This is a genomic window from Chryseobacterium sp. UF-81 (genome assembly GCF_058245105.1).
On the sequence record NZ_JBSIBX010000015.1, the window covers coordinates 16156 to 28673 of the forward strand.

Here is a 12518-nt window from a genome sequence, read left to right on the forward strand (position 1 = left end):
TTTGTTATCTGCCTTCCAGTTTTTCAATCATTTTTTTCAGCATTACAGGAACGATCAACTGGTGGAAGGGACGTACAGGAATGAAATACAGCATTCCCATCCGGTTGTGGTATTTCACGGTAGTTGAAATTGTTAAAGAGTTATTTTCAGTACCGCGCTGTGTATCATCATAAAAAAGAGAAACCCTGAAATCAAGGTGCCTGTCATTCTCACCCATAATAATTTCGTGATCCGTTTTATTGAGTATTTTGAAAATTCCTATCTGATCTCCCACTTCAAAATTAAAATCATCCGTTGATAATGGCTTACTGCTGCCCGTTCCGGTTTTCAGTCCGAACATTTTAACAATGCTGTTTCTGAAAGCAAACATTTTCTTTCCCCATTGAGGAGTGCTGGTGAAAAAAGTCCTCCCGATTTCTAACATGGTGATATTTTGTTTTCCATCTAATTCTCCTTTAAAACTGTCTGTATAGTCAAACAGTTTTTTTTCTCCTGATAAAACAGATCTTCGGGGAAATTCAGTTTTTTCGATCTTCATGGCAGTGGCTTTATATATCAGTCTTTATTCTAACAAATATAAGTGGTTTCCCGAAGAAAATAGGTGAGGAATATCAGTTTTCAGGGTAATAAAAACCTGATTATTGTTTTCAGTAGAATGAGAAAAACCAACACTTATCCGGAATTTAATAACACTTACTAGAAAAATACCCACACTTACCAACTCACGCTTATGGGAGTTGATAAAGCGCTTAATTTTATCCAAAATAAAACTATCAGACGAGACTGAATATCCTATCTGACAGTTACAAAAACGAACCAACCATAAAAACTATACGATATGAAACTCAGAAACATTGTCATTGTAGGAATGTCTGCAGGACTTTTCCTTTTATCAGGCTGCCGGGACAACAATGAACCGCTGGAAGAAATAACAGCAGAGAAAACTACTGCTTTAAGCAAATTCGAACCGTCCAATCTTCCTCCTGCTCCACCGGAAATCAGAGAAGAGTTTGCCCAGGACGGCATTGATATCGATAAAGTGCGGGTCGACTATTTCTCCGACGGCCAGCCGGTTGATATGATTGCTGACCTGGAAGATAAATTCCCTGTTGCTTCTCTTGTGAAGAATCCGCTCGATCAATCCGCCGTGATTACTGTAAGAACTTTTTCAACCGAGGAAAAATATCTGCAGTATGGGGATCAGAACGGCCTGAAATTCCGCGAGACCAAAGCTTTTAATGAATCCATACAGAAATATGCTGAGATTAATGGCCTTGTCCAGGTGGCTGAAGCCGGGGAACAGCTACCGGACAGCTATTATACATTTGAAAAGCAGCAGTACCAGACTTTCTTTGGCGCATCCGGTCCGGGATGGCTGCGGGTTTATGATGACATTATCCCATATGGTTCCAATAAATATGTCATGTCTCCGGTCACTCCTACTCTGGGATTCTGGTTTTTTGACAATTGGAATAATAAGATAGGATGTTATAAAAGACAGCACATTTATATGGTGGAGCATCTTTACGACAAAAAGTTTTTCAGAAAGCATTTAGTCTCTCTCTCAGGATGGGGAGGATCTACAGTTATGTTTTGGGGCATCCTGGGTTATGTTAACAATAAAGTAGAATCGATGATACTCTTTTAACAATGCAAAATAAGCAGAAGACCGTTTCACCCGAAACGGTCTTTTTTGTATCCTCATGTTTCATGATTGCAAAAAATAAATTAAATTCGGATCAGCAAAATTGATCTTCATGATACAACTTCCATTATCCAAGCTTTCAGATGTAGGAACCACCATTTTCAGCCAGATGACGCAGCTAGCCAATGAAAATGAGGCTATTAACCTTTCCCAGGGATTTCCTGATTTCATGCCGGATGCTGAACTGCTGGATCATGTCAATCATTTTATCCAAAAAGGATTCAACCAATATGCTCCTCTGGGAGGGATGATGCCTCTTAAAGAAGAGATCGCCAGAAAAATAGAAAACAGCCATAAGGCGGTTTACCACCCTGATTCTGAGATTACGGTCACTGCCGGCGGAACCCAGGCTATTTTTACAGCCATTGCCACTTTTGTTAAAAAAGAGGATGAAGTAATCATTTTTGAGCCTGCTTACGACTGTTATGAGCCTACAGTAGAGCTTTTTGGAGGAGTTGTAAAGCGTTTTGAGATGAAAGCCCCGGATTATGAAATCGACTGGACTACAGTAAGGAATCTGGTAAGTGATAAAACCAAAATGATCATCCTTAATAATCCTAATAATCCTTCCGGGAAGGTTTTAAAGGAAAATGATCTGCAGGAATTGATCAAAATTGTAAAAGACACTTCAATCCTTATCCTGAGTGATGAGGTATACGAAAATATTGTTTTTGACGGAAAGCAGCATCTGAGCATCTGCCAATACCCCGAGCTTAAAGAGAGAAGTCTGCTTGTTGCTTCGTTTGGGAAGCTTTTCCATGTCACAGGCTGGAAAACAGGCTACTGTGCCGCTCCAAAAAACCTTACCGATGAATTCAGAAAAGTGCACCAGTTCAATGTTTTCTGTGTCAATACGCCTATCCAGCTTGCTCTTGCCGAATACATGAAAAATGATGAGCATTACCTTCATCTGAATACCTTTTTTCAGGAAAAGAGAGATTTTCTAAGAAAAGGCCTTGCAGGTACATCCTTCGGAATCCTTGACTGTGAGGGAACTTATTTCCAGGCTCTTACGTATGACAAGATATCCGATAAAAATGATTTTGATTTCGCTTCGGAGCTGACGATCAATCATAAAGTGGCCAGTGTTCCTTTTTCGTCATTCTATAAAAATAAAAGGAATGACCATGTGATCCGCTTATGTTTTGCAAAAAAGCAGGAAACGTTAGAAAAAGCTATAGAAAACCTTTCCAGGCTTTAGATTTTATATAAGCGGAGACAGCAGCCTGGCCAGATGCTCAAAAAACACTTTGGTTTTTGGTCTTTTCCTCCATGATTCAAGAGAAACCTCCTCGCAGTCGTTCATATCTTCATGAAATAGTTCCTGAAGCTTTTCATTGATCTTTTCATTAAAAACCAGTGCATTGACCTCGAAATTCAGTTCCTGGCTTCTTACATCCATATTGGCGGTTCCGACACATGAAAAATTATCATCGATAATCATCGTTTTAGCGTGGATAAAGCCCTTTTTGTAAAAGAAAATCCTCACATTATTTTCGAGGAGCTCTTCATAGTAAGAATATGCTGCAGCATTCACAACCATGGAATCGCCGGATTTAGGAACCATGAGCCTTACATCGACTCCGGAAAGGCCAGCCTGTTTAATGGCATTCAGTACGGTTTCTACCGGGATAAAGTATGGGGTAACAATATATATTCTTTTTCTGGCAGAAAGTACAGCAGATGCTGTACTCAGCATAATGGAAGGCTTGGTATCCGGACCGCTGGCCGCTGTCTGAATAAGCGAATTTCCTTCCTCTTTGTCCTTATAATCAAAATAAAGCTTAGAGATTTCAGGAATTTTTTCTGTTGCGAAGGTCCAGTTACTGAGGAATAAAAACTGAAAGTAGAAAGCAGCCTCGCCTTTTATATAAAGATGAACATCCCTCCAATATTGTATGGGATTAGGATTAATATATTTATCAGAAACATTGATCCCGCCTGTAAAAACCTCTGTGCCATCTACAATAATGATCTTCCTGTGATCTCTGTAATTGACCCGGTTAGCCAGCAGCCTGAACGTAATCTTATTAACAGGAGATACCTGAATGCCTCCTTCTTTTAATCTTTTCAAAAGCTTACGCCCTATTTTCCCGCTCCCCATATCATCATAGAGGAAACGGACAATTACACCTTCTTTTGCCTTTTTGATCAGCAGGTCCGCAAGCCGGTTCCCTATTCTGTCATTATCATAGATATAATATTCCAGATGGATATGATGGACGGCTTTTTCAATAACTTCAAAAACTTTTTCAAATTTACCTTCACCATTGATCAGTATTTCTGCATGATTTCCCGGTGAAAGCGGAGAATAGGAAGCATTATAAAGAAAATTGACTGTCGTTAAAAACTGCTCTATTTCTTCTGTATGATTTTTTAATGTTTTATAATGTGTTTTCCGGATATAAGCACTTACTTCCTGATAGACCTGTTCGTTCCGTGCAATTTTAAAACTATAGAACTTATTTTTCCGGTAATTGACTCCAAATACAAAATAAATGATAATCCCTATAACCGGAAAAAAGATGATCAGCATAAGATAAGCCAGGGTTTTGCCCGTATTCTTGGTATCCATAATGATTTTACCGGCCAGAAAAATAATCCCGATAAGATAAAGAACTTCGAGTCCTACAAGAATATACGGGAATTGATCGAAAAACTCTTTTATCATACTTTGAACTTTGCAGATATTAAAGATAGGCAAAAAGATAAAAGAAACGGGATCGTTAATCTGTGTTTTTTGTTTACAAAAAAACCAGCTCATTTTCAGATCTGGTTTACTTTTTTAATTTAAAAACTATTTTGTATTAATATTTTATAAAAACATTCCGCCGGAAGCTTCTATTCTCTGTCCATTGATCCAGCCTGCATCTTCGGTACACAAGAATGCCACGACCCCTCCGATATCATCAGGAAGTCCGGCTCTACCTAATGCCGTAATATTTGAAATCATTGAATTCACATTCTGGTCGTCTCTTGTTCTTCCCCCTCCAAAATCTGTTTCAATCGCTCCCGGTGCTATAACATTTGCTTTGATCTTACGGGGTCCAAGTTCTTTTGCCATATATTTCGTCAGCATTTCCACTCCGGCTTTCATGGAACCGTAAACAGAAGATCCCGGCAGAGCAAATCTTGCCAGCCCTGATGAAATATTAATAATTCCTCCCCCGTCATTGATGAAAGGAAGCAGTTTCTGGGTCAGAAAGAAAACTCCTTTAAAATGAACATTGACAATATCGTCAAGCTGTTCTTCCGTAGTTTCAGTGATCGGAGAATATAAAGCTGTTCCCGCATTATTGATCAGGAAATCGATGTTTGGGCTGCCTGTTTCAGTTTTCAGATGATCTGTTATATTTTTTACAAATGCATCAAAGCTTTTTACATCTCTTGTATCCAGCTGGTAAGCAGCAGCGTTCTGGCCCATTGCTTTTATTTCGTTGATCACAGCATCGGCTTCTTCACTGCTGTTCTTATAAGTAATAATAACATCTAATCCTTTTTGGGCGATCTTAAGGGCAGCATTTTTTCCCAGCCCGCGGCTTCCACCTGTGATCAATGCGATTTTTGTTTTTGTATTCATCTTTATATTGTTTGATTGATTATTTAATGATACAAAGTTGGAAAATTCTGCACAAGAAACATTTGCCTGAATCAATCTGAAATTTGCAAAATTCAAATCACGAGCGGAATTCCATCGGGGTAAATGAAGTCTTTCTTTTGAAAAAATTGGAAAAATGGGCTATTTCTTCAAAACCCAACGCATAGGAAATCTCAGAAACGTTCCATTTGGTTTGCCTTAAAAGGATTTTAGCTTCCTGAATCATACGGTCGGCAATCAATTCGGTGGTTGTCTTTCCGGTTCTTTCTTTTAATTTTTTATTTAAATAATTCACATGAACCGCTAATCTGTCAGCATAGTCTTTTGCCGTTTTCAGCTGTAATCTCTGGTCTGCAGATTCTATCGGGAACTGTCTTTCCAAAAGCTCTATAAATAATGAAACCACACGTAATGAGGCATCATTTGAAGCGGAAAGTTTTGCGGCTGGCTGCAGCTTCTGTCCGTAATGGATCAATTCCAGCACATAGTTCCTGATTAAATCGTATTTGAAAATATAGTCGGAGGCGATTTCCGTTTTTATCTTCGCAAACAGAATTTGTATTTCGTCCGCCAGCTCATCATCAATCTCAAACAACGGAATATTTCCCGGCTGAAAAATCGGCAGGTCTTCCAATGAAAACCGGGATTGCGCTTTGATGAAGAAATCCTCTGTAAATACACAGAAGCTTCCCGACTGGTCAGGGTCTTCCGGTACCCAGTGATACGGGACTTTTGGGGTAGCAAATAATAAAGCGTTCTTTTTGATGGCTATAATTTTGTCCGCATATTCTGCCCTGTTCCGTCCTCTGATGAGGCTTATTTTGTAATATTTTCTCCTGTTGTAAGGCATTTCTGAAGTGGTCTTCACCCTTTCAATAGTCTGCCTGATATCGAATACGTTAAAATGCCCGATATCTTTGTGAAGTCCTTTCGGAAAAATACTTTCAAGATCTTTTCCCAGCTTGGCGGCCATCTCTTTATAGAAATCTTCAAGGGATGAATGCGTGATCTTTTCCATAACCGACTGTTTGTAAAATTCAAATATACAAACTTAGCGGGATTTGAAAATGAAAAAATATTTTACTTTTTTCTTCATGAAGTGATATACATATACCTATTTTTCTTATCTTAGTTTTCAAACTAACTCACTAAAAATCAAAACAATGAAAAATCAAGATTTACAGAAAGGAAAAAAACTGAACAAAAAGCAGTTAAGAAGTATTACCGGCGGATTAATGGACTGTATTGATCCTATGACCGGAGCCTGCAGTAAAATATCAATAGGCTGTGCACAGCTGCAATGCAGACCTGGAATTGAGCCTTAATCAACAAATTAAAAAGAACCACTCTGCATAAGGGTGGTTTTTTACTATTAACAGAAAATGAAAAAACGCTTCAGAAATGATCTCCGAAGCGTTTTCAATTATAACTAACTTTAATATATTCTTATACGTTGAATCTAAAGTGCATGATGTCACCATCCTGAACGATATATTCTTTACCTTCAACAGAAAGTTTTCCGGCTTCTTTAATTTTTACTTCTGAACCATAAGTGATATAATCATTATACTTGATTACTTCTGCACGGATGAAGCCTTTTTCGAAGTCAGTGTGGATTACTCCGGCAGCCTGTGGAGCTGTCCATCCCTGTCCTATTGTCCATGCTCTTACTTCTTTCACACCTGCGGTAAAATAAGTCTGAAGTTTCAATAAATCGTAAGCTTTTCTGATCAGACGGTTGACTCCCGGTTCTTCAAGCCCTAATTCTTCAAGGAAAATCTCTCTTTCTTCAAATGTTTCCAGTTCGTTGATATCTGCCTCAATCTGTGCTGCCAGAACAACAGTCTCAGCTCCCTCGTTTTTAGCCATCGCATCGATCTTTTCTATCCATTCGTTACCGTTTTTGATAGAATTTTCGTCTACGTTACAAACATATAATACAGGCTTTTTGGTCAAAAGCTGGATATCGTCGATAATGGGCTGTGTTAAATCATTAACCGGAAACTCTCTTGCATTTTTCCCGTCCTCGATGAACTTTTCCAGGTTCTGAAGCGTTTCATATACCAGGATATCATCTTTTTTTCCGGATTTGATGAATTTTTTAGCCTTTTCAACAGCTTTTCCTACTGTTTCAAGATCTTTAAGCTGTAATTCGATATCGATAATTTCTTTATCTCTCATCGGGTCTACAGAACCTTCAACGTGGATAATGTTACCGTTATCAAAACATCTTAAAACATGGATAATGGCTTCACACTCGCGGATATTGGCAAGAAACTGGTTTCCCAGTCCTTCTCCTTTGCTGGCTCCTTTTACAAGCCCTGCAATGTCAACAATTTCAACTACAGCCGGCAATACTCTCTCCGGATTAACTATTTTTTCAAGTTCAAAAAGTCTCTGATCCGGTACAGATACCGTACCGAGATTCGGCTCTATCGTACAGAAAGGATAGTTTGCAGATTGAGCTTTAGCATTGCTTAAGCAGTTAAAGAGAGTTGATTTGCCTACATTCGGAAGGCCTACAATTCCACATTTCATATTGTAAAATTCAAAGTTTAATATTCAATAAGTTCAGGCTGGAAGTCTGATGTTTAAATCCATATTCCGACCACTTAACTTTCAGCCTGCAAAGATAGTGAATTTAAAAGGAGTTTCATAATAAAAAAATCTGCCGGGTTTCAGGCAGATTTTTCAATAATTTTAGTCCATCAATTGGTTTTTTATGGATTGTTTCCTGTGGCTTCCTGGGCCAAAGGCACATCATTCGGTGTTTCCTGCAATGTTTTATCTAAAGTAAATAAAGACTCATCCGTAGCACGGTCACCGCCTGCAATTTTCAATTTATCAATCAGGTTGGCAGCCAATGTTTCTTCTTCTATCTGCTCCTGTACAAACCATTGCATAAAATTCCATGTAGCCCAATCTTTTTCTTCCAACGCAAGATCTACAATTCTGTAAATTGCTGTAGTATTGTCAACTTCATGTTTAAAGACTCCGTCAAAACAGGCTGTTAAAGATTCCGGATCGGCAGGCGGAGCCGGAATGGCATCTACTTTCGGTTTCCCTCCCCTGTTCAGCACATATTCCATAAACTTGATAGAATGATTTCTTTCTTCCTGCGCATGTCTGTAGAGGAAATTGGCAATTCCCTGATATCCTTTATCATCTGCCCAGATCCCGTAAGACAGAAAAACGTGTGATGCATGAATTTCTTTGTTCATCTGATCACTCAATGCTTTTTCAATGGTCGGGGAAAGTCTGTTGGTATTCATAATAATATATTTTTGGTAATTATCATCTAATAATGCAAAAATGGTTCCGATAGGGTTATATTTTAGAGTTATTAATTTAAATCCTGTTTACAATCGCCTGAATGACATTAATTTAAACAAATAATTTATAGTTATTCTAAAATAATTATTAATAAAAAACTACCGGCTTCAGAATTAAGAAAAAAAACAGGCTCATTTTAAATACAATTTTTTAAATAATAAGAGCCCATGTTTATATACCGATACATAATTAAATAATCATAAAATTTGATTTTAATTCTCTGTTTATCGCATATCTTTGCTTATAAGTCAACAATAACAACTCAAAGCACTGTATCGATGAAAAAGCTCTACATAGTAAGAACCAATCTCAAAAACAAGTATAACTTTCATCGGATAAGGAAAAGATTTATTACGTTTCTGTTTTTAATAAGTGCTACCCTTATATTCCCGCAAACACAAAAAGAAATTGAAATTTATAAAAGTAAATTCTTTCTGTATCCCAATATTGGTACAGACAGTGCACTGATTTACACCAACAAAGTCTTTGCTTCAAAAAAAGACATAGATTTAGCATTTTCTTATACGGCAAAAAGACATTTACTGACTATAACAGGTAAAAATAATAATGATGATGAGTATATTTCAAAAATAAATTTCTATTTAAAAAAAGTTCCGGAAATACAGCAAAACTATACTGATCTGTCTAATATCTATAATATTCTGGGAATTACCGCTAAAGCAAATGAACAATATGACAAAGCGCTAAAAGAATTTCTAAAGGCTGATTATTTTGCCCGGAAAAATAATGATATAAAGCAAGCTATAAAAATTAAAGGAAATATTGCCAGCATAAAGCTTGAACTGAAGCAAACCGATGAAGGTATTGCAGATCTGCAAGAAGTTCTTTCCCTGATGGATAAGAATAAAAATTTATATCCAAAAGAGAATTTCGAAATAATATATAACAATAATATTTCCAACCTGGGACATTTGTATTCGGATAAATTTATCTCGGATCATACAAAAAACAAAATTTATTTCGATCGTGCATTAACAGAGTTCAACAGGGTTTTAAAAACATCGAAAAACAAAATATTAATTGCAGAGACTTATCTAAGATTGGGAACATTGTATGTGTATAAAAATAACAGACTTAAGAGTTCGGACTACTATCACGAAAGCTTGAGGATTTTTGACAGCCTGCAACTCAGAAATAAAGCTTTGAATGTCCGGTACAATATTGCTGTTAATGATTATGAATTAAATAAAATCCAGAATTCTAAAAAGCAATTTATAAGACTTTCCAAATTATATGAAAAGGATTCCATAATAAATTCGGATTATATTTTTGTCCAGGATTATTTATCCAAGATTTATCTGAATGAGAAAAATATAGATTCTGCAACCTATTATTCTGATCTTTTTGTCAGTTTATATGAAAGAAACTCTGAAAAAGAGAAACAAAATATAACTCAGCTTTATAAGAATCTCAACAAAAAAGATCTGGAAGCTGAAATAGACAAAATAAAAAAACAAAATAGCGGAACATTAACTACCTGGCTGTTAGTAACTTTTATTTTAGGTTTTATTATTATCGGTGTCATTTCTTATTCTGTTTTTCAGTTCAGAAAAAAGAAAAATCTGGAAAGGCAATTGGATGATCTGGTACAAAAAGTAAAAGCAGATAAAGACCAACCAACCCTTAATGATAAAGAGAAAAATCTTTATACAATAAGTAATGAAAAAGAAGCTGAGATTATTGAAAAACTGCTCTTACTGGAAAAAAAGGAACATTATTTAAAACCTGAATTCAGCCAGGCTTATGTCGCAAAAAAACTGGGTACAAATACGGCTTATCTGTCTCAGGCCATTAATAATTACATGAAGAAAACTTTCAGTGAATATTCTAATGAACTGCGAATACATTATATTTTGAAAGAATTATCCGAAAATAAAAAAATAAGAGGATACACTACTCAGGCATTAGCTGAAATGATAGGCTATAAGAATGGGAATTCTTTCGCAAGATCTTTTAAAGAAAAAACGGGAGTTACCCCGTTTCAGTATATTGATAAATTAAATCAGGAAGAGTAAACTTTAATGACCATATTATACATTAGATAGAACTTTCCGGTCTTATATTTTGTCTACAGTAAACAGCTCCATCTGTAGTATCACAATTATTGGCAATCCATTCAACACAGGTTTCATAATTGTTTAAAGGAGCACCTCCCATACAGTCCCAAGGGCTGTCACTGGCAGTTCCTGAATTATTGCGGGGAGGTTTAGTATCTCCAGCAAATATATTTACTAATTCCTTTCTGGACAGAACCGTACCCTTAAATTTCATTTTTAAATTCATAATCTATATTTTTTGTAAGACAAATTTATTGATATAAAACCGGTTAATACTACCGATTCTGACACTTTGCATCAAAAACCGCTCATTAAGACACAATTTATTAATAATCAATAAATTAAACACGAATAAGGATAGCATATTTTATAAAATATATGGCTATATTTTATAAAATATAGCCTCTTCTTGTTTTTTTTCACATTAATAAAGATAAAATTTGTCAGATATTCCTTGCAAGAAATAGTAAAGACAAAATCTTAATGGTCTATAAATAATTGAGAATTACTATTAACTAAAAAAATCATTAAAATGAAAAATTTAAAAAATGTAAAAGGTCTGAAAGTACTTACACGCAATGATCAAAAATCAATTAGCGGAGGATTACATCGAGCTATAGCCTGTAAATGGGATTATGAATGTGAAAACGGTTGTTATTCATATCAAGGATGTGGGGAACAATGTGCAGTATGTAATGGGCCTATAAATAATGGTCCTGATTACAATCCTCAATAACAATTTTGAGATAATATCTTAAAAAACAGAGAAAATAAAATTTCTCCGTCTTTAATTCTTAACAAAAAAACGGCGGAATCCGAAAAGCTAACAGAGTAGGAAAATACTAAAGTTAATACAATGAAAAATCTAAAAAATATAACAAGTCTGAAAGCACTTACCCGCAATGACCAAAAATCAATTAACGGAGGATTATTTCAGCTGCCAAAATGTTTTCCTGAAGCAAGCTGTCAATATGGATGTTCTTCAACTTCCGGATGTAGTGTTGGCGATTGCTCAAGTTGTAAAAAGTCTTTTAATGACATTTAAAACCCTTTAATATATGATGTAAAGTAAAAGTAAAATTAGAAAGGCAGAGAAACTTTTGTTTCTCTGTTCTTTATTAAACGAAAAAATTTGGGTTTAAACCGTAGTATATAAAATTAGTATATAAATAATAAAATCATTAAAAATGAAAAATTTAAAAAATTTAACAGGTGTTAAAATACTTGCAAAAAATGACCAAAAGTCAATCAGTGGCGGTTACAATAATGGAGTTAAAGGAGCTGCATGTTATTCTGAAGGAGTTGTTTGTCCCGAAACCGATCCAACTCCATGTTGCAGTGGCAATTGCTTAACAAATGCCGGTAATGTTAGATATTGTGGGTAACTACAACTGTAATTAGAAAACCCCACAGTTCTTTAAAACTACAGACAATATCAAAAGCGGAATCCGAAAAGCTGACAGAGTAGGGAAATACCAAAAGTTATTACAATGAAAAATATAAATAAACTTAGCAGAAATCAATTGAAAACTATTAATGGTGGTTTCGCATGTATAATGGGTGATTATTGCCCTGGAACTTCCATATGCTGCAAGTCCATGGGAATATGCAGATCACCACAGCAAATTTGCCTGTAGTATAAATTGATACATCAGTAAAATATAAAAACATAAAAAAATTATACCAATGAAAAATTTAAAAAAATTAAGAAATGTTCAGGTGCTAAACAAAGAAAGCCAACTGAAAGTAACCGGAGGTTGGAATTGCCAGCCGCAAGATAATAGTTATTGCAATACAACGTGTA

The 12518-nt window shown here is 35.8% G+C and carries 15 protein-coding genes; 8 read left to right on the plus strand and 7 right to left on the minus strand.

Annotated elements, in window-relative coordinates; all coding sequences use genetic code 11:
- Positions 1-4: 4 nt before the first annotated feature.
- Positions 5-538: a DUF2867 domain-containing protein gene (locus tag AC4IFE_RS17975; protein WP_490758508.1), complete on the minus strand. Its 534-nt coding sequence runs from the start codon at positions 536-538 to the stop codon at positions 5-7.
- A gap of 300 nt (positions 539-838) precedes the next feature.
- Between AC4IFE_RS17975 and AC4IFE_RS17980 the strand changes: the two genes are divergently transcribed.
- On the plus strand, positions 839-1648 hold the full coding sequence (locus tag AC4IFE_RS17980) for a hypothetical protein (protein WP_490758509.1): 810 nt from the start codon (positions 839-841) through the stop codon (positions 1646-1648).
- 109 nt (positions 1649-1757) lie between these two features.
- Complete coding sequence (locus tag AC4IFE_RS17985) at positions 1758-2906, plus strand: methionine aminotransferase (RefSeq protein ID WP_490758510.1); 1149 nt, start codon at positions 1758-1760, stop codon at positions 2904-2906.
- A 3-nt stretch (positions 2907-2909) separates the two neighbouring features.
- On the opposite strand, the gene cls is transcribed toward AC4IFE_RS17985, so the two are convergent.
- The 3 genes from cls to AC4IFE_RS18000 form a co-directional block, all read right to left on the minus strand.
- Positions 2910-4376 carry a cardiolipin synthase gene (gene cls, locus AC4IFE_RS17990; RefSeq protein WP_490758511.1) on the minus strand — a complete coding sequence of 489 codons (1467 nt, stop codon included), beginning with the start codon at positions 4374-4376 and terminating at the stop codon, positions 2910-2912.
- Between the two features lie 144 nt (positions 4377-4520).
- Positions 4521-5285: an SDR family NAD(P)-dependent oxidoreductase gene (locus AC4IFE_RS17995; RefSeq protein WP_490758512.1), complete on the minus strand. Its 765-nt coding sequence runs from the start codon at positions 5283-5285 to the stop codon at positions 4521-4523.
- Between the two features lie 97 nt (positions 5286-5382).
- A complete protein-coding gene (locus AC4IFE_RS18000; RefSeq protein WP_490758513.1) occupies positions 5383-6321 on the minus strand; it encodes a helix-turn-helix domain-containing protein in 939 nt (312 codons plus the stop codon).
- Positions 6322-6466: 145 nt separating this feature from the next.
- On the opposite strand from AC4IFE_RS18000, the gene AC4IFE_RS18005 reads away from it, so the two are divergent.
- The gene (locus AC4IFE_RS18005; RefSeq protein ID WP_336378572.1) at positions 6467-6628 is read left to right on the plus strand and encodes a hypothetical protein; all 162 of its coding nucleotides are present in this window, start codon (positions 6467-6469) and stop codon (positions 6626-6628) included.
- A gap of 121 nt (positions 6629-6749) precedes the next feature.
- Here AC4IFE_RS18005 and ychF read toward each other — a convergent pair whose 3' ends face one another.
- Both ychF and AC4IFE_RS18015 read right to left on the minus strand, forming a co-directional pair.
- Complete coding sequence (gene ychF / locus AC4IFE_RS18010; RefSeq protein WP_111958334.1) at positions 6750-7841, minus strand: redox-regulated ATPase YchF; 1092 nt, start codon at positions 7839-7841, stop codon at positions 6750-6752.
- 182 nt (positions 7842-8023) lie between these two features.
- Positions 8024-8575, minus strand: a complete 552-nt coding sequence (locus AC4IFE_RS18015) for a ferritin (RefSeq protein ID WP_111958336.1) — start codon at positions 8573-8575, stop codon at positions 8024-8026.
- A 339-nt stretch (positions 8576-8914) separates the two neighbouring features.
- Here AC4IFE_RS18015 and AC4IFE_RS18020 point away from each other — a divergent pair, with 339 nt between their 5' ends.
- Entirely contained in the window at positions 8915-10672 is a 1758-nt protein-coding gene (locus tag AC4IFE_RS18020) for a helix-turn-helix domain-containing protein (RefSeq protein ID WP_490758514.1), read from the plus strand.
- Between the two features lie 22 nt (positions 10673-10694).
- Here AC4IFE_RS18020 and AC4IFE_RS18025 read toward each other — a convergent pair whose 3' ends face one another.
- Positions 10695-10940 (minus strand): hypothetical protein, encoded by a 246-nt coding sequence (locus AC4IFE_RS18025; RefSeq protein ID WP_490758515.1) that lies wholly within the window; start codon positions 10938-10940, stop codon positions 10695-10697.
- A 306-nt stretch (positions 10941-11246) separates the two neighbouring features.
- Between AC4IFE_RS18025 and AC4IFE_RS18030 the strand changes: the two genes are divergently transcribed.
- From AC4IFE_RS18030 to AC4IFE_RS18045, 4 genes are all read left to right on the plus strand, one after another.
- On the plus strand, positions 11247-11450 hold the full coding sequence (locus tag AC4IFE_RS18030; RefSeq protein ID WP_490758516.1) for a hypothetical protein: 204 nt from the start codon (positions 11247-11249) through the stop codon (positions 11448-11450).
- A 166-nt stretch (positions 11451-11616) separates the two neighbouring features.
- On the plus strand, positions 11617-11769 hold the full coding sequence (locus AC4IFE_RS18035) for a hypothetical protein (protein ID WP_490758517.1): 153 nt from the start codon (positions 11617-11619) through the stop codon (positions 11767-11769).
- Positions 11770-11901: 132 nt separating this feature from the next.
- On the plus strand, positions 11902-12099 hold the full coding sequence (locus AC4IFE_RS18040; protein WP_490758518.1) for a hypothetical protein: 198 nt from the start codon (positions 11902-11904) through the stop codon (positions 12097-12099).
- A gap of 105 nt (positions 12100-12204) precedes the next feature.
- Positions 12205-12351 (plus strand): bacteriocin-like protein, encoded by a 147-nt coding sequence (locus AC4IFE_RS18045; RefSeq protein ID WP_490758519.1) that lies wholly within the window; start codon positions 12205-12207, stop codon positions 12349-12351.
- Positions 12352-12518: the final 167 nt, after the last annotated feature.

Bases quoted from the DNA above. Each gene is read 5' to 3' on its own strand.
- AC4IFE_RS17975 (WP_490758508.1), bottom strand. From the start codon at position 538: ATGAAGATCGAAAAAACTGAATTTCCCCGAAGATCTGTTTTATCAGGA.
- AC4IFE_RS17980 (WP_490758509.1), top strand. From the start codon at position 839: ATGAAACTCAGAAACATTGTCATTGTAGGAATGTCTGCAGGACTTTTC.
- AC4IFE_RS17985 (WP_490758510.1), top strand. From the start codon at position 1,758: ATGATACAACTTCCATTATCCAAGCTTTCAGATGTAGGAACCACCATT.
- cls (WP_490758511.1), bottom strand. From the start codon at position 4,376: ATGATAAAAGAGTTTTTCGATCAATTCCCGTATATTCTTGTAGGACTC.
- AC4IFE_RS17995 (WP_490758512.1), bottom strand. From the start codon at position 5,285: ATGAATACAAAAACAAAAATCGCATTGATCACAGGTGGAAGCCGCGGG.
- AC4IFE_RS18000 (WP_490758513.1), bottom strand. From the start codon at position 6,321: ATGGAAAAGATCACGCATTCATCCCTTGAAGATTTCTATAAAGAGATG.
- AC4IFE_RS18005 (WP_336378572.1), top strand. From the start codon at position 6,467: ATGAAAAATCAAGATTTACAGAAAGGAAAAAAACTGAACAAAAAGCAG.
- ychF (WP_111958334.1), bottom strand. From the start codon at position 7,841: ATGAAATGTGGAATTGTAGGCCTTCCGAATGTAGGCAAATCAACTCTC.
- AC4IFE_RS18015 (WP_111958336.1), bottom strand. From the start codon at position 8,575: ATGAATACCAACAGACTTTCCCCGACCATTGAAAAAGCATTGAGTGAT.
- AC4IFE_RS18020 (WP_490758514.1), top strand. From the start codon at position 8,915: ATGAAAAAGCTCTACATAGTAAGAACCAATCTCAAAAACAAGTATAAC.
- AC4IFE_RS18025 (WP_490758515.1), bottom strand. From the start codon at position 10,940: ATGAATTTAAAAATGAAATTTAAGGGTACGGTTCTGTCCAGAAAGGAA.
- AC4IFE_RS18030 (WP_490758516.1), top strand. From the start codon at position 11,247: ATGAAAAATTTAAAAAATGTAAAAGGTCTGAAAGTACTTACACGCAAT.
- AC4IFE_RS18035 (WP_490758517.1), top strand. From the start codon at position 11,617: ATGACCAAAAATCAATTAACGGAGGATTATTTCAGCTGCCAAAATGTT.
- AC4IFE_RS18040 (WP_490758518.1), top strand. From the start codon at position 11,902: ATGAAAAATTTAAAAAATTTAACAGGTGTTAAAATACTTGCAAAAAAT.
- AC4IFE_RS18045 (WP_490758519.1), top strand. From the start codon at position 12,205: ATGAAAAATATAAATAAACTTAGCAGAAATCAATTGAAAACTATTAAT.